The following is a 20,504-nucleotide window of genomic DNA, read 5'->3' on the forward strand; positions in this document are numbered from 1 at the left end:
GGCGGTGAAGATGATAGTGAAGCACCGGGCGAGCATTCATTGTCCCTTTCCGAGGCAGTTAGCAGAAGCAGCAGCCCCAGGGCTAAATGCGATGGGACCCAAGAGAAGGCACGCCGGAACAACGCTCCTTGCCATGCAATTGCGAATTTTGGACGTTTGCCTTGGCCGCATTCCGGGGACGGTTTCCTGTCAAGCGACGCACGCGTAGACGGCGCACGCGTACATTTGAATGGTCATGGCTCGAACGAAGTTCTCGCGTCGTGTCCGACCATTCGACCACTGGCTATCTCTTGCCCAAGACAGAGAATTGACGTGATGACACACCAGATCCGCAACATTGCACAAGCCTTGCTCTCTCCCGTTGTTCTAGGAGAGAGGGCCGCGCGCCTCGCCTCGTGGCCAGCCATCCTTCTCGTGTCCATTTTCTTCCTGATTTGGCCGGCTCTCACCGCCCACGCAGCGATGAACATCCAGGAGGTGAAATCTGAAAAGGGGATTACCGCCTGGTTGGTTGAAGACCATTCGACGCCGATCGTCACCATGGATTTGGTCTTCGACGGCGGCACAACCCAGGACCCGGCCGGTAAGGAAGGGCTTGCCAATTTGATGACCGGCTTGCTCGACGAGGGCGCCGGCCATTACGACAGCGACACCTTTCAGGTCCAGCTCGATGATGCCGGCGCCGAGATGAGCTTCGACGCGCGACGTGACGGCATCCATGGCTCGATGCGCTTGCTTTCCGAGCACCGGGACCCCGCTTTCGATCTCATCAGGCTCGCGTTGAACAGGCCCCGCTTCGATCAGGAGCCGGTCGAGCGCATACGCGCCCAGCTTCTCTCCGGAATCGTCGCCAACGAGCGCGAACCTCACGCGATCGCCGAGCTTGCATGGCGTCGCAGACTCTACGGCACGCATCCGTATTCCAGGCCGGACGAGGGTACCAAGCAAAGTCTCGCCCTCATAACGCCCGCCGATCTAAGCGCCTTCCACAAGTCCGCTTTCGCCCGCGACCGGCTCCACGTGGCGGTCGTCGGCGACATTGATGCCAAGGAGCTGAGTGCAAGGCTAGACCAGTTGTTCGGTGATTTGCCTCAGAAGCAGGCGCTCGCCCCCGTACCTGATGTCACCCCGAAGCTCGGGGAGCGGACGCAGGTCGCATACGCACTGCCCCAGACTTCGCTCCAGCTGGCTTTTCCCGGCATCGGACGCAGCGACCCGGAATTCTACGCGGGACAGCTGTTGAACGATATACTCGGAGGCTCGCCATTTACCTCACGTCTGTTCCAGGAAGTGCGCGAAAAGCGCGGCCTTGCCTACGGTGTCTCGTCTAGCTTGGAAGGCTACCAGCATTCCAACACGCTTGTCGTGACCACGTCGACGCGCGCCGACAGGGCGGCCGAGACGCTCGGCCTGATAAGACAAGTAATCAAGGAGCTGGTGGACACAGGCCCAACAGCGGCCGAGCTCGAAGCGAGCAAGAAGTATCTGATCGGCGCCTATGCTATCGACAATCTGGGTTCCTCGAGTTCGATTTCAGCCACGCTCGTCGAGTTGCAGCTCGACAAGCTCGGTATAGACTACATCCAGCGGCGCCCGGCCCTCATCGAGCAGGTGACGCTCGAACAGGTCAGGGCGGCGGCGAAGAGGCTGCTTTCGGCCGAGCCCGCCATTATGAGCGTTGGCCCGCGGCTCACGGGGGTCCCGTAACGACGAATAATCTCGCGCTCTACAATAGTTGCTGAAGGGACGTGTAGCTGATCGACTATGGTATGGCAGAATGAACGCCTTGATTTCAGCCTGCTCGCCCTCGCAGACCAGTTCTCGCCCGGCGGTTAGATTGCCTAGCCGGAGACTCCACCGTTCCGAGAAAGTGCTCTAGCTTCGCGTATAAGAAATACGCGAAGCTAACATCCTCTTGAATCTTGAAGTCTGATCGCCATCGTAGGGCGCGCCGGCTTCCAAGGCATCCACGCGTTCAGCAAGGCTGAGATCCACTATCGACACGAAAGCCTGTCGGCTGGCATCGCCCACGAGTGTCGCAAGATCGCGATTGCGCAGCGCCAGAGAACGCAGAGGCAAGTCGAGATAAATATCGGCCGTGTGTACGAACCGTCGAAATCCCATTCGGCCTCCGCCCACCGAATCGAGAGAGGGGATTGATCCCGGTTCGACAAACTTGCAACGAGGGGCTGAGAAAAGGTCCCGCTCACCCTCTAGCCTACCCTAAACCCCTCACTCGCTAATTCCGCTCACAACCAACAAGCCGTCTTGATGCCTTAACAATCCTTTGGCGACGCGATGCCTGGGACGAGCCTCTCAATGGTCGTTGGAAGAACGACATCCAGGCCAACCCCCCGCCAAGGATGGTGGATCGGCAAGCCGATCTCATCGATCCGCTGAGACACCTCATCGAGCAGCTTGCGCCGTTGCGAAACAGCATCATCCGTCCAAGTGGTGGCATCCTCAAGTTCAGGGTTTCTGACCGGCCTGCCTTAATCAGGCGGTGAGTTCGGAGGCCCCATATGGAACATGCATCCTGGTAGCATGTGCATTGAGTTTATCCCGAGCCTCCAGCACGCGTTCAGTCAAGGAAGAAGGAAGCTGTCCGCGAGGCGATCCGAGTTGCCAGGTGCGCCGCAGCTCCTCCAGCATCATACGCTTGTTCGCCTTATTGCTATGGAGCTCGAGGCAGGCGTCCCCCACCCAGCAGTACCAAGCCGTCGCTTCGCGACTTCCAGCGCGGCCATTTTCTCGGCCACGAAAAGCACAGTCTTTCCGTCGGCAACGGCCGACCCGATAATGTTTGCGATCGTCTGCGATTTTCCTGTCCCGGGTGGCCCCTGAATAACGGGATCGCGACCCTTCGCCAGCGTCAGCGAACTGTCGCTGTCGAAGAGCCGTCTGTTCATGTCCTCGTGCTGGCACGGTAAGGATTGTCCATATTGTGGGCGTCTTGCGCTTGCCGAGCTTGTCCGAAATCCAGCGCCGGATCAGGCGTGAACACTGTTGCGTAGTTCGTCAGCCAGAGCGCGGAGAACGTCGGCGCTCCCTTCCAGCGCCGTAAAAGCGTAGGGATTGAGGAACTGTCGGCCCCAGAACAGATTGCGATCTGTGCCGGATAGCGCAGCTTCCTCGCTGACACGCGGCCAATTCTCCGCGATGCATCGGAGCTGGCCTTCAACAATCGCAAGAGCTTCCGGCGCGTTGAGCAGGAAGTGATGCGCGGCTTCAAGGCAGGACGCGATCCGGCTCATGCGGTTATTGCCGCTGATGAGCATGGCCTGGCTGGCCTCCTGGCCACTGCGGGCCTGCGGACAAATATCGTAAGCAGGCGTGAGGGTGAGCTTAGCCCCGTCCCAGAACGCCGCATGGTTGCGGGCATGATCGTCGGTGTTGCCGCAAAGTATGTTGAAGACAATGCGGCTGAACAACTCGCGCAGAGTTTCCGACGGCGCAGTGAATCGGTGGCGAATGATCTCCGCCAAATCCTGGTAGCTGGCGTAACGCGCCATCATCTCATCGAGCGCGAGCATTGTCAGCGCTGAGACCATGGATTTCCGTTGCCAGCCGCCCGTGACCTTGATCCGGTCGAATCGCTCGACGAGCAACACGTCCTTGCCTGCGGCGCGGACGAGCGAGACGGATGCCGCTCTGATGCCGCACAAGGCGGCAAGCCGCATGGCCATGAATTCTCCTTTGACGACGCTGTAAAGGTCGGCAGACGAGGAAAATTTTGCGACATGCTTGACGGCGTCGTCCTCGATCAGCGCCTTGGGCCTTGCGCCGCCGATCGAGCTGCCGTGATGCAGCGCCTGATCTAATTCGGGGGTGAGCGGAATACCTTTCTCTACCCGCTCCGCCGATTGGACAAGCTCTTCGAGAGTGGCATTGGCCAGTGCGCGCGGCTCGTAATTCGTGGGCGAAAACTGAAAATCGAGCGCGCCGATGCGGTCCGAGCCTGATTCCAGCAGGAACGTCAGTTCTGAAATATCGAGCCGCGCTATTTCATCGCCCTTCACACCAAATTTGCGGTTGAGGATAACCCGTCGTCCCCAGGCATCGGGGGCAGCATCGCGGATGCATCCCGGCATGGTTAGGCCAGGAAGCAAAGGCAATTCGCCTGCCTTCAGGGGCAGTTCCGGGAGATAAAGCGGGATCGCCCTGCCCAGTTCACGAAAGCTCCTGCCATAGTTGAAGCTGACGAGTCCGTCATGGGCATATAGCCGCCCTGCGACAACCGGCGCGGTCTCGCCCGGCAGCCAGACCCAGACATAGGCTTCGTCGTATTTGGGGACCTTAGAACTCATCGACGACCTGCTTGCCGGCCTTGTAGACGTGCTTCGGCAGCAGCGCGATGCGATCGTCCATGCGGCCTGTGAGGGCTGTGATGCCCTTGCCGTCCGCATCGAACAGCTTCACACCGACAATGGCAGCAGCTTCGAACATCAGTCCGATTTCGACTTTGGGATCGCCCTTCTCGATGCGCTGCAGAGTGCTGCGTGAAACACCGATTCTCTCGGCTAATTCCTGTGCGGTTAACCGGTGCTGCATCCGGCCCAGCCGGATGCTCTTACCGAAAAGGCCAAGCGCCTCCATCGCGTAGCGCGAATAGGTCCGTCTATGCGTTGCCGTCATTCGGGTCTCCGTGACCTATCCATGAGCCATATCGCCTCCTTTCGACTTTTATATAGGTAATGTCGCAGAGCGACTGCCGAAGTCAAGCCTCCGTATCGTATATGGTCCGAATCCCCCTGATTCGACCTTTAAATGCAGCAAGAGTTCGCAGCACGGCTACGTTCCGAAAGCGAGGTAGAATGCGACGGGAGACGCAAGCGTTACCCATCCGAACAAGGACGGCGAATATTACCTACGCTCCTGCACAACCGGCCAGCTCTGCGCGCCTCGGGCGAGGCGGAGATCTGGCGCTGGATCGCGGACAGCCTTGAGACGCCTCGCACGAGTCATTCGATGGGCGGCCCCTGGTGCCACTACGCCAAGCGCGATGAAGCGTTGCGGTCTTCGTCGCGCAACGGCGAAAGCGTGCAGGAGGATGCCTCGGGTCAGGGCGGACAAGCATCTGCGTAACAATTGCTTTTCGAGGACGGTAAGAGTCCAGGTTGGCCACTGCTCAAGGCGCTGGCTCCGCAGCAGAGCGGAGTGAACTGGAGGGTCTGGTCCGGCGTCGAGGCACGGCGCAAGGCCTGCCGCGACGGGCGCAGATAGTGCTGCTGGCCAGTGAGAGGATGGAGAACAAGGAAATTGCCTTACGTCTTGGTGCAATGCCCAACACAGTGGGCACATTGCGTCGGCGCTTTGCCGAACAGAGGCTCGATAGCCTTTACGATGAACCGCGTCCCGGCGCGCCGCGACAGATCGGCGATGAGGAGATCGCCAAGACGATCCGGTTGACGCTGGAGACGACGACGCGGGACGCAACCCACTAGCCTGACTCTGCAATCTTGAGGAGCGCCAAGTTTATTCTGGCGTGCGGCGAGCCGCTTGGCATCGATGCACGATACGACGTGATGCGGCGGTGTCGCACGGGTTCTCACGGTTTGGGGCTTCAGGATCGCGCGGAAGGCCCACGCTTTTCTAGCGGCGCGAAGCACGGGCAGTGCGCGTCCAAAACCTGACAAAGGTAACACTTGTCGGGTTCATTACAACCGCCATCCGGCAGTGTGGAGGTTTTCCAAGGCATACTTCATGCGCTTACTGCGCGCTGAGCGCACTGGCACGGGCTTTGCAAAGTTGACGATGATTGCACGCAGTGGGGCAAGACGAGCAATGCTCTCTCCCCTAAACCATGTGCCGTCTCTGAGCGGGAACAAGCTCGCGCAGAAAGCAAGCTTTGGAGAGCAACATTGGCGGCATTACAGATCGAGTCCCCGGCTCCTTCGATTAAAGTCGAGAACTGGGTGCGTGGCGAGCCCCTCACGAGCTTTCAGCCCGGCAAAGTGTACATCGTCGAATTTTGGGCAACTTGGTGCAGAGCATGTGTGGTCGGGATACCCCATCTGATGGAGTTGCAGGAGAAATACAAGGACAGCGGAGTTGAGATCGTCGGAGTCGCGGCTTTTGAACAGGATCCAACGGCCGATGGCGCCCGAAGCAAGTTGGATGCTTGGCTGACCGAAAAGTTCACGGATCTGAACTTTCCGATGGCGTTCGACTCCACAGGCGAAATGAAAAAGCTTTGGATGGAGCCCAGCTTTTCTTTCGGGATTCCCACCTCGTTCGTGGTCGACCGAGATGGTCACATCGCCTTTATCGGTGATCCGATGCAACTCGATGAGGTTTTGCCGAAGGTGCTTAACGGCAGCTGGCGCACCAGCGATCAGGCAAAATCCGCCGATGCGGAGCGGATTGCGGAAGGCGAACCCATGGCGCGCGAACAAGCGCTGACCAAGCCCATATACGACAAACTTCGGCCGGCAATGGAGGTCGAGGATTGGAAGACGGCGCTCTCGGCGATTGAAGAAGGCATCACCTTGATACCGGACAAACTCGGTTTCCACCGGTTACATGTGAATCTGTTGCTTCACAGAATGCGCGACATGCAGGCCGGCTTGCCCGTAATGCGCCAATTCGTTCGCGACGCGATCGACAGAAAGTCCGAGGAATGGATGTATTCTGCGCTACAGCAACTCTTCGCGCGGGGCTTTGATTATTCCGGCTTTCCGTCTGCTGAGCGCTTCGCGATGGGCGAAGAGCTGTCCAAACACATCGTGGCACTGCCGCAAGGCGACGGCTCGAAGTTCCTGTCTTATCCGATGGTCGCTCAGTACTATCATGAGAGCGGCAACAAAGATCGCGCCATCGAGTTGGTCGAGCAGGCACTGAAAGCGCTAGAGGGTCCGGAGCCTATCTCGGACGACCTGAAACAGCACCTTCTACCGGCGTTGCTGCAGGCTCTGGCCAACTACAAGGGTGAGAAGGTTTGTTACGGCGCTCTCTGTGTGGCTCCGCAAAAGGATTCTCCCAAAAGGTGAAAGGGGCGGCCAAGGAGGAAACCAAAGAAGGGGCGATAGTCGGAATGGCTTACTGGCCAATTCGTCCATTTCCCTGACGTGGTTGTGCAAATAGGCCGGCCCAGGCGTCCAGCCCCGCCTCCCGTTATCCGCAAACACGTGACCGACCAAGGAGAAGACGTGCCTGATCACCTCACCAAAACATACTGCGGCCGCGGGTCTCCCGGAGCCATCAAAGATGGCACTGGAGTAAGACTTGGAACATGAAGAAGCTTACTAGCCAGCTCGACGCTGCCCACCGATCCACCTGCTCCCAGGGGAAGACGGGGAGGCAGCCAACCGCCTATCTCAGCGCCACGATAGCACTCGCACGCTCCGGCAACGGAGAACCGTTCAACATCCGCACCAGGACATCCAAAATGGCAAAATCCAATTTCCGGCCGCTGCATGACCGCGTGGTCGTTCGCCGCGTCGAGTCCGAAGCGAAGACCGCGGGCGGGATCATCATCCCCGATACGGCTAAGGAGAAGCCGCAGGAAGGCGAGATCATCGCCGTCGGTTCCGGCGCCCGCGACGAAGCCGGCAAGCTCGTCCCGCTCGACGTCAAGGCCGGCGATCGCATCCTGTTCGGCAAGTGGTCGGGCACCGAAGTCAAGCTCAATGGCGAAGACCTTCTGATCATGAAGGAATCCGACGTGATGGGCATCATCGGCTGACACGCCGCCACCTTTCATCACCATCCAATCTGGATTTAGGGCGAAATGCCCAGGAGTAGAAAATGACTGCGAAAGACGTAAAATTCTCCCGCGATGCCCGTGAGCGCATGCTGCGCGGCGTCAACATCCTCGCCGACGCAGTGAAGGTCACGCTCGGCCCCAAGGGCCGCAACGTCGTCATCGACAAGTCGTTCGGCGCCCCGCGCATCACCAAGGACGGCGTCACCGTCGCCAAGGAAATCGAGCTTGAAGACAAGTTCGAGAACATGGGCGCGCAGATGGTCCGCGAAGTTGCTTCGAAGACCAACGACATCGCCGGCGACGGTACCACGACCGCGACCGTTCTGGCGCAGTCGATCGTCCAGGAAGGCCACAAGGCGGTTGCCGCCGGCATGAACCCGATGGACCTGAAGCGCGGCATCGATCTCGCGGTTAGCGACGTCGTCGCGACGCTGATCAAGAACGCCAAGAAGATCAAGACCTCGGAAGAGGTTGCCCAGGTCGGCACCATCGCCGGCAATGGCGATGCTTCGGTCGGCTCGATGATCGCCGAAGCGATGCAGAAGGTCGGCAATGAGGGCGTCATCACGGTCGAGGAAGCCAAGACCGCCGAGACCGAACTCGAAGTCGTCGAAGGCATGCAGTTCGACCGCGGCTATCTCTCGCCCTACTTCGTCACCAACGCCGACAAGATGGTTGCGGATCTGGAAGACGCCTACATCCTTCTCCACGAGAAGAAGCTCTCCAATCTGCAGGCCATGCTGCCGATCCTCGAGGCTGTCGTGCAGACCTCGAAGCCGCTGGTCATCATCTCGGAAGACGTCGAAGGCGAGGCCCTGGCCACGCTGGTCGTCAACAAGCTGCGTGGCGGCCTGAAGATCGCCGCCGTCAAGGCGCCGGGCTTCGGTGATCGCCGCAAGGCCATGCTGGAAGACATCGCCATCCTCACCGGTGGCCAGGTCATTTCGGAAGACCTCGGCATCAAGCTCGAGAATGTCGGCCTCAACATGCTCGGCCGCGCCAAGAAGGTGTCGATCTCCAAGGAGAACACCACCATCGTCGACGGCGCCGGCAAGAAGGCCGAGATCCAGGGCCGCGTCGCCCAGATCAAGCAGCAGATCGAGGAGACCACCTCGGACTACGACAAGGAGAAGCTGCAGGAACGTCTCGCCAAGCTGGCGGGCGGCGTTGCCGTCATCCGCGTCGGCGGTGCGACCGAGATCGAAGTCAAGGAAAAGAAGGACCGCGTCGACGACGCCCTCAACGCGACCCGCGCGGCCGTCGAAGAAGGCATCGTTCCCGGCGGCGGCGTCGCACTGCTGCGCGCTTCGCTGAGCATCAAGGCTGTCGGCGCCAACTCCGACCAGACCGCTGGCATCGCCATCGTGCGTCGCGCGCTGCAGGCTCCGGCCCGTCAGATCGCGGCCAACGCCGGTGCGGAAGCATCGATCGTTGCCGGCAAGATCCTCGACAACAAGGGCCCGACCTTCGGCTTCAACGCCCAGACCGGCGAATATGGCGACATGATCGCCATGGGTATCGTCGATCCGGTCAAGGTCGTGCGCACGGCTCTCCAGGACGCGGCCTCGGTCGCCGGCCTGCTGGTCACCACCGAAGCCATGATCGCGGAGGCTCCGAAGAAGGAGTCGGCTGGCGGCGGCATGCCAGGCGGCATGGGCGGCGGCGGCATGGGCGGCATGGGCGGCATGGATTTCTAAGGTCCACGCAGCTCAACAAGCTCGGAAGGGCGGCAGTGATGCCGCCCTTTTCTCTGGCGCGGAGCCAAGCCGGATGCAAGAACGGAGGAAGGACGATGATGCACGTTTCACCTGTGAGGACGGAGCAGACCGCCCCCGCGCAGATGAAAGCCGTCGCCGTCAAACGCGCTGCTGAGCACGGCCTCTACAATCCGCGTAACGAACATGATGCCTGCGGCGTCGGCTTCATTGCGCAGATGAAAGGCGTGAAGTCGCACCAGATCGTCGAGGACGGCTTGGCTATGCTGCAGAACCTGACGCATCGCGGGGCCGTCGGCTCGGACCCGCTGATGGGCGACGGGGCTGGCGTGCTTGTGCAGATTCCCGACCGTTTCTTTCGCGAGGAAATGGCCAGGCAGGGTATCGAACTGCCGCCAGCCGGACAGTATGGCATCGGCCACTGGTTCATGCCGCAGGACGCCGCGTTGCGCGCGCATGTCGACGAGATCATCACTGAGTCGGCGCAATCGGAAGGCCTGCCGCTTATCGGCTTTCGCGATGTGCCGGTCGACAATTCGTCGCTGTCCAAGGCGCCCGACATTGCGGCCGCCGAGCCGTACCACCGCCAGGTCTTTATCGGGCGCACACCCGACATCGATGACGACGAAGATTATGAGGCGCGGCTTTATCTCCTGCGCAAGGTGATCTCCGGCCGCATCTACGCGGAGAACGACAATCGCGGCATCGGTTCCTACTGCGTCTCGCTGTCCGCGCGCACGATCGTCTACAAGGGCATGTTTTTGGCTTATCAGGTCGGCGCCTATTACAAGGATCTGAGCGATCCGCGTTTCGAAACGGCGCTGATCCTCGTCCACCAGCGTTTTTCGACCAACACCTTCCCGTCATGGAAGCTGGCGCATCCCTATCGCATGGTCGCCCACAATGGCGAGATCAACACGCTGCGCGGCAACGTCAACTGGATGGCGGCGCGGCAGGCGTCGGTCGATTCGGAGTTGTTCGGCAACAACATCTCCAAGCTGTGGCCGATCTCCTATGAGGGGCAGTCGGACACCGCCTGTTTCGACAATGCGCTCGAATTCCTGACGCAGGGCGGCTACTCGCTCGCTCACGCGATGATGATGCTGATCCCCGAGGCTTGGGCCGGCAACAAGCTGATGGATCAAGATCGCAAGGCCTTTTACGAATACCACGCCGCCCTGATGGAGCCGTGGGACGGGCCGGCGGCGGTGGCCTTCACCGACGGCCGCCAGATCGGCGCCACGCTCGACCGCAACGGGCTGCGCCCGGCGCGCTACATCGTTACCGACGACGATCGCGTCATCATGGCCTCGGAAGCCGGCGTGCTGCCGGTGCCGGAGGAAAGGATCGTCAAGAAGTGGCGGCTGCAGCCCGGCCGCATGCTTTTGATCGACCTGGAGAAGGGCCGCATCGTTTCCGACGAGGAGATCAAGTCGGAGATGGCGACCAGGCATCCCTACAAGAGCTGGCTCGCCAACACCCAGCTTATCCTCGAAGACCTGAAGCCGGTCGAGCCGCGGGCGCTGGGCAGGGACGTCAGCCTGCTCGATCGCCAGCAGGCGTTCGGCTTTACCCAGGAAGACACCAAGCTGTTGATGTCGCCGATGGCGACCACCGGCCAGGAAGCGGTCGGCTCGATGGGCACCGACACGCCGATTTCGGCGATGTCGGACAGATCGAAGCTGCTCTACACCTATTTCAAGCAGAACTTCGCCCAGGTCACCAATCCGCCGATCGACCCGATCCGCGAGGAACTGGTGATGAGCCTGGTGTCGTTCATCGGGCCGAGGCCGAACATCTTCGACCTCGTCGGCAATTCGCGTCGCAAGCGGCTCGAGGTGCGCCAGCCGATCCTGACCAATGGCGATCTTGAGAAGATCCGCTCCATCGGTCACACCGAGGACCGTTTCGACACCAAGACGATCGACATCACCTATGCTTCGAACGAAGGCGCGGCCGGCATGCAGGGCGCCATCGACCGGCTGTGCGAGCGCGCCGAGGCGGCGGTCGCCGGCGGCTACAACATCATCATCCTGTCCGACCGTCAGCTCGGGCCGGACCGCATCGCCATCCCGGCATTGCTGGCGACGGCGGCAGTCCACCATCATTTGATCCGCAAGGGATTGCGCACGTCGGTGGGGCTGGTGGTCGAGTCCGGCGAACCGCGCGAGGTGCATCATTTCTGCTGCCTTGCGGGCTATGGCGCCGAGGCGATCAATCCCTATCTCGCCTTCGACACGCTGCTCGACATGCACAAGCGCGGCGAGCTGCCGGCCGAAGTCGACGCCAATGAGGTCGTCTCCCGCTACATCAAGTCGATCGGCAAGGGCATTCTCAAGGTGATGTCGAAGATGGGCATCTCGACCTACCAGTCCTATTGCGGCGCGCAGATCTTCGACGCCATCGGGCTGAAGACCGACTTCGTGCAAAAATATTTCACCGGCACCGCGACGCTGATCGAAGGCGTCGGGCTGGAAGAGATCGCGGCCGAGACGGTCAGCCGCCACGCCGACGGCTTCGGCAACGACCCGGTGCTGCGCAACAGCCTCGAGGTCGGCGGCGAATACATGTTCCGCATGCGCGGCGAAGCGCATATCTGGTCGCCCGATGCGGTGGCCACCCTGCAGCACGCCGTGCGCCAGGGATCGTGGCAGACGTTCAAGGACTATTCCGCTCAGATCGACAGCGAGACGGCGCGGGCGCAGAGCATTCGCGGCCTGTTCAAGATCAGGCTGGCCGAAGAAACCGGGCGCAAGAAGGTCGCGCTCGACGAGGTCATGTCGGCGGCCGATATCGTCAAGCGGTTCTCGACCGGAGCGATGTCCTTCGGCTCGATCTCCAGGGAAGCGCACACCACGCTGGCCCGCGCCATGAACACGATCGGCGGCAAGTCTAACACCGGCGAGGGCGGCGAAGAGGCCGACCGTTACCTGCCGCTGCCGGACGGCGGCAAGAACCCCGAGCGTTCGGCGATCAAGCAGGTCGCTTCCGGGCGTTTTGGCGTCACGGCGGAGTATCTGGTGAACTCCGATGTGATGCAGATCAAGGTCGCCCAAGGCGCGAAGCCCGGCGAGGGCGGGCAGCTGCCCGGTCACAAGGTCGATGCCACCATTGCCAAGGTCAGGCATTCTACGCCCGGTGTCGGCCTGATCTCGCCGCCGCCGCATCACGACATCTACTCGATCGAGGATCTGGCGCAGCTCATCTACGACCTCAAGAACGTCAATCCGGCGGCTGATGTCTCGGTCAAGCTGGTCTCGGAAGTCGGTGTCGGCACGGTTGCGGCCGGTGTCGCCAAGGCGCGCGCCGATCACATCACCATTTCCGGCTATGACGGCGGCACCGGCGCATCGCCGCTGACCTCGCTCAAGCACGCCGGCAGCCCGGTCGCGCGTCGCGCTGCAGGTCGATGGCGGCCTGCGCACCGGGCGCGACGTCGTCATCGGCGCGCTGCTTGGCGCCGACGAATTCGGCTTCTCGACCGCGCCGCTGATCGCGGCCGGCTGCATCATGATGCGCAAGTGCCATCTCAACACCTGCCCGGTCGGCGTCGCGACGCAGGATCCGGTGTTGCGCAAGCGCTTCAAGGGCACGCCGGAACACGTCATCAACTTCTTCTTCTATGTGGCGGAAGAGGTCCGGGCGCTGCTCGCCGAGATGGGCTACACCCATCTCGACCAGATCATCGGCGACACCGAACTCCTGGAGAAGCGGGCGCTGATCCAGCACTGGAAGGCGCGCGGGCTCGATTTCAGCAAGATGTTCTTCAAGCCGGATGCGCCGCATGAGGCGGTGCACTGGACCGAGCGGCAGAAGCATCCGATCGACGACGTGCTCGACCGCAAGCTGATCGAGTTGGCCAAGCCGGCGCTCGAAGCCAGGCAGCCGGTCAGCATCGAGCTGCCGATCCGCAATGTCGACCGTTCGACCGGCGCCATGCTGTCGGGCGAAGTGGCAAAGCGCTTCAAGCACAAGGGCCTGCGCGAGGACACGATCTCGGTAAAACTCACCGGAACCGCCGGCCAGTCCTTCGGCGCCTTCCTGGCGCGTGGGGTTTCGTTCGAGCTGGTCGGTGCCGCCAATGACTACGTCGGCAAGGGCCTGTCGGGCGGACGCATCGTCATCCGCCCGCCTGAGAACACGAAGATCGTCGCAGCGGAGTCGATCATCGTCGGAAACACGGTGCTTTACGGCGCGACCGAGGGCGAGGCCTATTTCTGCGGCGTCGCCGGCGAGCGTTTTGCGGTTCGCAATTCGGGCGTCGCCGCCGTCGTCGAAGGTGTTGGCGACCATGGCTGCGAGTACATGACCGGCGGCATTGTCGTCGTCATCGGGCAGACCGGCCGCAACTTTGCCGCCGGTATGTCGGGCGGCGTCGCCTATGTGCTCGACGAGGTGGGTGATTTCGCCGAGCGCTGCAACATGGCGATGGTCGAACTGGAACCCGTTCCCGAAGAAGACGACCTGATGGAGAAACTGCTCCATCATGGCGGCGACCTCGACCACAAAGGCCGCGTCGACGTGTCCGGCGACATGACCAGCCATGATGAGGAGCGGCTCTATCAGCTGATCTCGAACCACGTCCATTACACGGGTTCGGTGCGCGGCCGCGAGATCCTCGACAACTGGGCGACTTTCCGGCCGAAATTCCGCAAAGTGATGCCGGTCGAGTATCGCCGCGCGCTCCAGGAGATGGAGCGCCTGAGGATGAGCGTCGCGGTAGAGTGATGCGCTGGCTGCCCGGGGGCCAGCTCCCGGCGCCCTCCAATCAACAGCAATTTCGAGACCGGCTCCCGATGGTTGCCATTGCGGCTTGTTCCGCTGGAAAATCGTCTCCGACTAGATTGGCTCGAAATGGCCATAGGCTTCCGGGTTCTCCCTTGCTAAGACGGCGCAGCTGATCCTCAAGGGACGCTGTGAACCCGAAACGGATTTGCGCCGGTTATCCAACTCGATTCGCCCAGCGCCTGACGGATTACCGACACGACGTCGAATTTGCGGATATCGAGGGGGCACGATTTGATGTCCTTTCGGCCGGGGCACATTTGCCGGAGAGGTCGAACGAAAGAGCCTGTCGGCAGATGGCTTTGTCGAGGCCATCCGATATTTCGGCCGCACTCGCTGCCAACCCAGAACCCTGGCCACCGACGAGACAAGCCAAGCCGAGCTGCCGCAATGCTGAGGCAAGCGAAACCAGCATGGAGCCAGATCTAATCTGGGGGTATCTAGTTTGACATAACTCCGCAAAATGCAGAAAACGCCGGCGTGTTCTGCAGGTAATTAACGTCAGTCGCCGGCGCCCGACCCAGCTGTTCCAGTTCGTGGAGAATATCGACGGAGGGCCGACCGTGACGTTCATGATGTCTGCGGTCCCGGCGGAGCTCGATAGAGAATGATCCGCCCGGTCGGCAGAATCTGGGTAAGGAAATCAAAATCGCGGACGTTGCCGGTCAGCACGCCCGCCCCCAACTGACGCGCCTGCAGGAATACGAGGGCGTCATTTACGAAGCGCCGCTCGTGCCCCTCCCCCTTGGGCAGATTGCTCAGCCGGAAGAGCAAGCCAGCCAACACACCGGCCTGTCCCCACATCGCTGCATCCGGGGCATGAAGACGGTGGTCCGGAATGTCCTCCACCGTGGCTTTGATTGTCTCGAGGACAGCTTTTGTGGAGGCATGCTTTCGGTCGAGCCGGCCAAAGGCGTGGGTCAGCTCAGAAAGGCAGACCGCGGAATGGTGGCATCGGCGATAGGTAAGCAGCGTATCGACTTCAACCGGTGATCGTCCTTGCAGGACATCCAGATAGACGCTCGTATCCAGAAACACCGGTCCCCCGATCGCGGGTTCGTTTGCAACCCATGGGAGATCATCGTCGGCCCTACGCTCCAGCGTTCCGGTGTACTTTTGCGGCTTGAGCGATCGGAGGGTCTCGGAAAGATCAAACCCCAAGATCTATGTCCGCCGGGATGCTGCCCTTGCGTCCGACCAAGCGGGCGCCAAAGTCATCTTCGAGAGCCAGGCACGACAGCGCCAGTTCCAACAGCTCCGTGTCCGAGGTGACATGAGCGCGCTTCTTGGCCGCCTCGATCAACTCCGAAGGCACTCGCCCCGAAAGACGGGTATTCTTCGCCGCGCCGAGCAGTCCGGCGGCTTTCGCTTGCTCGAGTACGAGCTTATTGCGGGTCGATGCGACCTTTGCTTCGCTTTCTGAAGCGGTCCGTGTTTGCGCGGCCATCAGAACCTCCTGTGTTCAACAGAATATAGATTGCGTTGAACGCATAAGCAAGGCTTAGTAGCCGCTGGCCTTCGGGACGTCAGGCACCTGAAGCACACTTATCATAGTGATCGATTGGGGGATCGATGGATTCTATGCAAACCGAAATTGCACGCTTCCTTGCGGAAAAAGCGGTGCGGCAAACGCGTGCGACATATCAGCAGGTGGGGGACGCCGTCGGTTGGAACCAACCGACAGATCGCGGTCTGGGCAAGAATCGGAGGTCGTCCTTCACGCCCTGAATGATCGTGGACTGCCGCCACTCACGACAATTCTAGTCAAACGCGGTGAGAGGCATCCGGCGCCTGATGCCAGGCGTACATTCGCGGATCCTTGGGCGATATTGACATCGAGGCCGCCCAGCGCGAAGTGTTCGCCTTCGATTGGGGCTCGGTTCCAGACCTGGCTCCGATGGAGACAGACTACCAACCAGCAGCGATCCTTGGCTGACCTCATTCTGGGGGTTTGACCCTGCAAGTTGGGGTTGCATTGGTTTTGCCCACGAGGCCACGCGAAATTCCCTGTCTGATCCCAATGCCTTGGTGGCGATCTACGTCACCAAGGGCAAAGGGCCCGAGCAGATGCGGGGTAAGGTCGTCGGTGTCCTCGAGGTATCGCACAATGCCGGGCACGCCAGTCAGTTCATCGCCGGCGACCGCTGGGCTGAAAAGGAGATGGACCCTGCCTCGAGAGGCAAGTGGAAGCCTTCACCGGTCAGGAGCCATTGTCGGTCATCACGCGCTAGACTCGGAGGCCCCGCTTGGCACAGTAGGCGACGGCGGCCTCGAGGAAGGCAACGGCGCTCGCCCTGCGCTCATCCGGCATGCCCTGCACGAAAGCGGCGCGAGAGGCGTCGTCAATGCAGACGCGGACGAACTCCCGGCCGATGCCGAGATGGCTGTCGACCGTGCCTGTCCGCCGTCCAGCGATGCCCCACCGAGCCGATGCGGCCAATGGGTTCGCCCGGATGCTCCCGTTCCTAGCGGCGCACGGGTTCGGGTTCCAAGGCTCAGCTTGTTAAGGTCCCACCGGTGTAGAACGGGCCTGACAGTTGCGGCGAGATGCCCGCCTCGGCAGCGATCTGCTTACCCTTCTAGCGCCGGCGACGTAGCCGCTCGATCGTCTGCACAATCGCTTCGGGCGTCGGCTGGCGCAGTCGATGCGGTCGAGATGAACGTCAACCAATCCGCTGAGACCTTCGCGGCACCCTCCTAAGCTTTAGGAGTCGCTTCGGGTATTTATGGGTCATTTATTGGGTAAAGTCGGTTCTTGATTTTTTGGGTATATTTGGGTATATTTTTGGGTATGGCGTTGAAGATCGACTCCCTGCAGATCACCCCCGAAATCCTCTCTCTCGTTTCGGAAATCGATGAGTTCAAAGGGGCTTGGCGCGCGTTGGGCACACTCGCGCCAGAGCGCCTATTGGCTCTGCGCCGCGTTGCGACCATCGAGAGCATCGGCTCCTCTACCCGTATCGAAGGCAGTAAGCTCACCGACGCTGAAGTCGAGCGGCTGCTCGCCAACGTCGACGTCAAATCCTTCGAATCCCGCGACGAGCAGGAAGTCGCCGGATATGCGCAGGTAATGGAAATGATCTTTGCGCATTTCGATGCAATTGATCTGACCGAAAACCACGTCATGCAGGTGCACCGTGACCTGCTGGCGTTCAGCAACAAGGATGAGCGTCATCGCGGCGCGTACAAGACACTGGCCAATAATGTCAGTGCTTTCGATCCGCACGGAAAAGAGATCGGCGTCATCTTCGAAACGGCGACGCCCTTCGATACGCCAAAACGGATGAAAGAGCTTGTCGAGTGGACGCGCAGCACGCTTAATGAGCAAAGCCTGCATCCTTTGCTCGTCGTGGCAATGTTCACGGTGGTGTTTTTGGAGATTCATCCATTCCAGGACGGCAATGGAAGGCTATCGCGCGTTCTGACGACGCTTCTGCTGATGCGCAGTGGCTATGCTTATGTGCCTTACTCTTCGCTCGAAAGCGTGATCGAGAACAGCAAGGAGGGCTACTATCTGGCGCTTCGGCAAACCCAAAAAACGATCCGCAGTCCGAAGCCTAATTGGCAGCCCTGGGCTGTTTATTTCCTGCGCGCTCTTCAGCAGCAAAAGCAGCGGCTTGAGAAGAAAATCGAGCGCGAGCGTCTCGTGCTCGGTACGCTTCCGGAACTCTCCCTTCAAATCGTTGAAGCCATCAAGGAGCGCGGGCGAATGACCATTGGCGAGATCGTCAACCTGACCGGTGCAAACCGAAACACCGTCAAAAAACATCTGGCAACCCTGGTCGAGATAAACCATCTAGCCCAACATGGAACCGGCAAGGGAACGTGGTACGGCAGACCTTAACACAGACTAATTTATGTGATTCAACCTAGGAAACGCACCACGTCCATTTACTTTGAACATCATATGATAAGGAACAATCTTTCGGAGCTTAAGCCCACGCAAAAGTTTTCAAGGGTCTGGTTGTCGCCGCCCTCAGTGCAATTAACCGGTATTCAGTTCCGGCTTGCTAGCAGCGGTTATCAGCGTGGAGTCGATGGCAAGTCCTCCTTTAAAGGCGGTCGCATTCGAGGGGAATGCTCTACAGGGACGACCTGCCGTAAGGACGTTCTTTCGAAAATCCCCGACTTCTTCCACCACAACGACCCCCCATCTCGTTTTTGGGTTCTGGGCGCAACCTGCACGGTCCCGAGCCCAGATGATCTGCGTGCCTACGGTCGTAAAGAAGGCATGACCGTGCTGATTCTCGATTGGGTCCCTTTTGATTTTCCACGCCCGTTTGTGGCGCTCGCGGGGGCGGCAAGATCAAGGACTTTTGAAAGCAATTTCAAATCCGATGATGCTCAAAAAAGGCATCTGGCTGCACCGCTGCTATTCGGACCGATGGCCGGTACCCGCGCGTTGGGGAAGCCGATGTCCATTGTTCAGTTTGCACCTGATGAGAACCGGCCATCGACCAGAAGAGTTCATGAATTCTACCCTTTCAAGTTGAGTGGAATGGTCTACCAGCCGTCTGGCCGAGGCCCTATAAGGAACCCGCAGGTGTGGAGTACACGCCGAGCCCCTGCCGACATATACATATCAGCTGCCTTTGAGAGGAACCCGGTATTGCCCCTGTGCCTACCGATGATCCGTCACCTGAAATCCCCCGACCTTTTTGGCGCCGTCGATCGGCTGCCGGCAGTCGGCACGCCGGTTAGCGAGCGGACATTTATGGTCCTCAACCCGTCGAGCGGCGAAGTGCTGGCAGAGCTTCCCGACATGGGCGTGGAGGAGACACGCGCTGCGATCGACAACGCCTATGTAGCTCAGCCTGGATGGGCGGCGCTGACCGCCCGAGAACGCAGCGACGTTCTGTGGCGATGGCATGAGTTGATCATCGACCACGCCGGGGATCTTGCCGCCATACTCACTGCAGAGATGGGCAAGCCGTTTGCCGAAGCCAAGTCGGAGGTTTCGCATGCGGCCGCGTATCTGCAATGGTACGCCGAAGAAGCCAATCGCATCTATGGTGAGACGATCCCCCCACCGTCCACAGACCGTCGCATGATGGTGATCAAGCAGCCGATCGGTGTCGTCGGCACCATTACGCCGTGGAATTTCCCAGCGTCGATGGTGGCGCGCAAGATTTCGCCGGCCCTGGCGGCGGGCTGCGCGATCGTGCTCAAACCTGCTGAACAGACGCCGCTCGTGGCAGGTGCAATGTTTGCCCTCGCGCACCAAGCCGGCTTTCCCGACGGCGTCGTCAACCTGATCTATGCGTCCGACGGTGATAGCGTTGGACGCGAACTCTGTTCCAATCCCAAGGTCCGAAAGATCAGCTTTACAGGCTCGACCGAAGTTGGGCGGCTGCTCATGCGCCAGTGCTCGGACCAGATCAAGAAGGTCAGCCTCGAGCTCGGTGGCAATGCCCCTTTCATCGTCTTCGAAGATGCCGACATCGACGCTGCGGTTCACGGCGCGATCCAGGCGAAGTTCCGCAATGCCGGCCAGACTTGCGTCTCAGCGAACCGTCTTTACGTCCAATCGAGCGTTCACGATGAGTTCGTCGAGAAGTTCGTGGAGAAAGTCCGGCACTTATCGGTTGGCGACGGCTTCGCTGCCGGAGTGGACGTCGGACCACTCATCGACAGGCATGCTTTGGCCAAGATCGAGTCCCACATCGCAGATGCCGTTGCCAAAGGTGGGACAATTCGATGCGGCGCGAAACGTATCGGCACGCATGGCACCTTCTTCGAACCCACAGTCCTCACTGAAATCTCCAGCATCATGGCGGTTGCGCAAGAGGAGACTTTCGGGCCCCTGGCGCCGATCATTCGCTTCCACGATGCGGATCAGGTTGTGCGTGAGGCCAACGACACGATCTACGGCCTCGCCGCCTATTTCTATGCCTCGAACCTGAGGCGTGTCTGGCGTGTGGCCGAGGCATTGGAATATGGCATGGTTGGCATCAACACGGGGCGTATGTCTTCGGAAGCGGCGCCCTTTGGCGGCATGAAGCAGTCCGGCATCGGACGGGAGGGTTCCCGCCATGGCCTCGAGGACTACCTCGAAATGAAATACCTCTGCATGGGTGGCATCTAAATGACCTTGCCCCCAGTTTTTATCCAGATTTGAGTTCGTTTCCGGCGTGGTTGTGCGCTGCTGGGCGGAGCGACGGGCGCTGGCGCGGAGCCTTTCGCAGCGCAGCGCGGGCGACCGCCGCGGATTGAAGGTGGTGGCGAACTCGGCCGGTGTCTGCCAGGCGATTTGGGAGTGCGTCCGCCCGGTGTTGTGGTCGGCGCGCCACAGGGCGATG

Annotated in this window: 11 protein-coding genes and 2 pseudogenes; 8 read left to right on the top strand and 5 right to left on the bottom strand. The window is 60.4% G+C overall.

Translation table 11 applies throughout. The annotated features are described in order from the left end of the window. Positions 1–312 precede the first annotated feature (312 nt). Positions 313–1,707, top strand: a complete 1,395-nt coding sequence (locus tag ACZ89F_RS23265; RefSeq protein WP_476094412.1) for a M16 family metallopeptidase — start codon at positions 313–315, stop codon at positions 1,705–1,707. Positions 1,708–1,893: 186 nt separating this feature from the next. On the opposite strand, the pseudogene ACZ89F_RS23270 reads toward ACZ89F_RS23265, so the two are convergent. The 3 genes and pseudogenes from ACZ89F_RS23270 to ACZ89F_RS23280 form a co-directional block, all read right to left on the bottom strand. Continuing rightward, a pseudogene (locus ACZ89F_RS23270) lies at positions 1,894–2,124 on the bottom strand (DNA repair exonuclease); the annotation flags it as partial. 866 nt (positions 2,125–2,990) lie between these two features. Then, positions 2,991–4,307 (bottom strand): type II toxin-antitoxin system HipA family toxin, encoded by a 1,317-nt coding sequence (locus ACZ89F_RS23275; RefSeq protein WP_476094413.1) that lies wholly within the window; start codon positions 4,305–4,307, stop codon positions 2,991–2,993. Beyond that, the gene (locus ACZ89F_RS23280) at positions 4,297–4,635 is read right to left on the bottom strand and encodes a helix-turn-helix transcriptional regulator (RefSeq protein ID WP_476094414.1); all 339 of its coding nucleotides are present in this window, start codon (positions 4,633–4,635) and stop codon (positions 4,297–4,299) included. The genes ACZ89F_RS23275 and ACZ89F_RS23280 overlap by 11 nt, the downstream gene beginning before the upstream one ends. Positions 4,636–5,117: 482 nt before the next feature. Here ACZ89F_RS23280 and ACZ89F_RS23285 point away from each other — a divergent pair, with 482 nt between their 5' ends. The 5 genes and pseudogenes from ACZ89F_RS23285 (at position 5,118) to gltB (ending at position 14,148) form a co-directional block, all read left to right on the top strand. Then, complete coding sequence (locus ACZ89F_RS23285) at positions 5,118–5,444, top strand: helix-turn-helix domain-containing protein (RefSeq protein ID WP_476094415.1); 327 nt, start codon at positions 5,118–5,120, stop codon at positions 5,442–5,444. Between the two features lie 417 nt (positions 5,445–5,861). Continuing rightward, positions 5,862–6,989, top strand: a complete 1,128-nt coding sequence (locus ACZ89F_RS23290; RefSeq protein WP_476094416.1) for a TlpA disulfide reductase family protein — start codon at positions 5,862–5,864, stop codon at positions 6,987–6,989. A gap of 398 nt (positions 6,990–7,387) precedes the next feature. Beyond that, on the top strand, positions 7,388–7,684 hold the full coding sequence (groES, locus tag ACZ89F_RS23295) for a co-chaperone GroES (protein ID WP_476094417.1): 297 nt from the start codon (positions 7,388–7,390) through the stop codon (positions 7,682–7,684). A 62-nt stretch (positions 7,685–7,746) separates the two neighbouring features. Continuing rightward, positions 7,747–9,402, top strand: coding sequence for a chaperonin GroEL (groL, locus tag ACZ89F_RS23300; RefSeq protein ID WP_476094418.1), 1,656 nt, complete (start codon positions 7,747–7,749; stop codon positions 9,400–9,402). Between the two features lie 143 nt (positions 9,403–9,545). Beyond that, positions 9,546–14,148 (top strand): annotated as a pseudogene (gene gltB / locus ACZ89F_RS23305) (glutamate synthase large subunit). Positions 14,149–14,775: 627 nt separating this feature from the next. Here the strand turns inward: gltB and ACZ89F_RS23310 are convergent. Next, entirely contained in the window at positions 14,776–15,366 is a 591-nt protein-coding gene (locus ACZ89F_RS23310) for a type II toxin-antitoxin system VapC family toxin (protein WP_476094419.1), read from the bottom strand. Further along, complete coding sequence (locus ACZ89F_RS23315) at positions 15,356–15,652, bottom strand: hypothetical protein (protein ID WP_476094420.1); 297 nt, start codon at positions 15,650–15,652, stop codon at positions 15,356–15,358. Before ACZ89F_RS23315 ends, ACZ89F_RS23310 begins: the two co-directional genes overlap by 11 nt. A 1,344-nt stretch (positions 15,653–16,996) precedes the next feature. Between ACZ89F_RS23315 and ACZ89F_RS23320 the strand changes: the two genes are divergently transcribed. Then, on the top strand, positions 16,997–18,049 hold the full coding sequence (locus ACZ89F_RS23320) for a Fic family protein (RefSeq protein WP_476094421.1): 1,053 nt from the start codon (positions 16,997–16,999) through the stop codon (positions 18,047–18,049). 765 nt (positions 18,050–18,814) lie between these two features. After that, complete coding sequence (locus ACZ89F_RS23325; protein WP_476097346.1) at positions 18,815–20,290, top strand: NAD-dependent succinate-semialdehyde dehydrogenase; 1,476 nt, start codon at positions 18,815–18,817, stop codon at positions 20,288–20,290. The last annotated feature ends 214 nt before the right edge of the window (positions 20,291–20,504 follow it).

This window comes from Mesorhizobium sp. USDA 3734, from assembly GCF_056279665.1.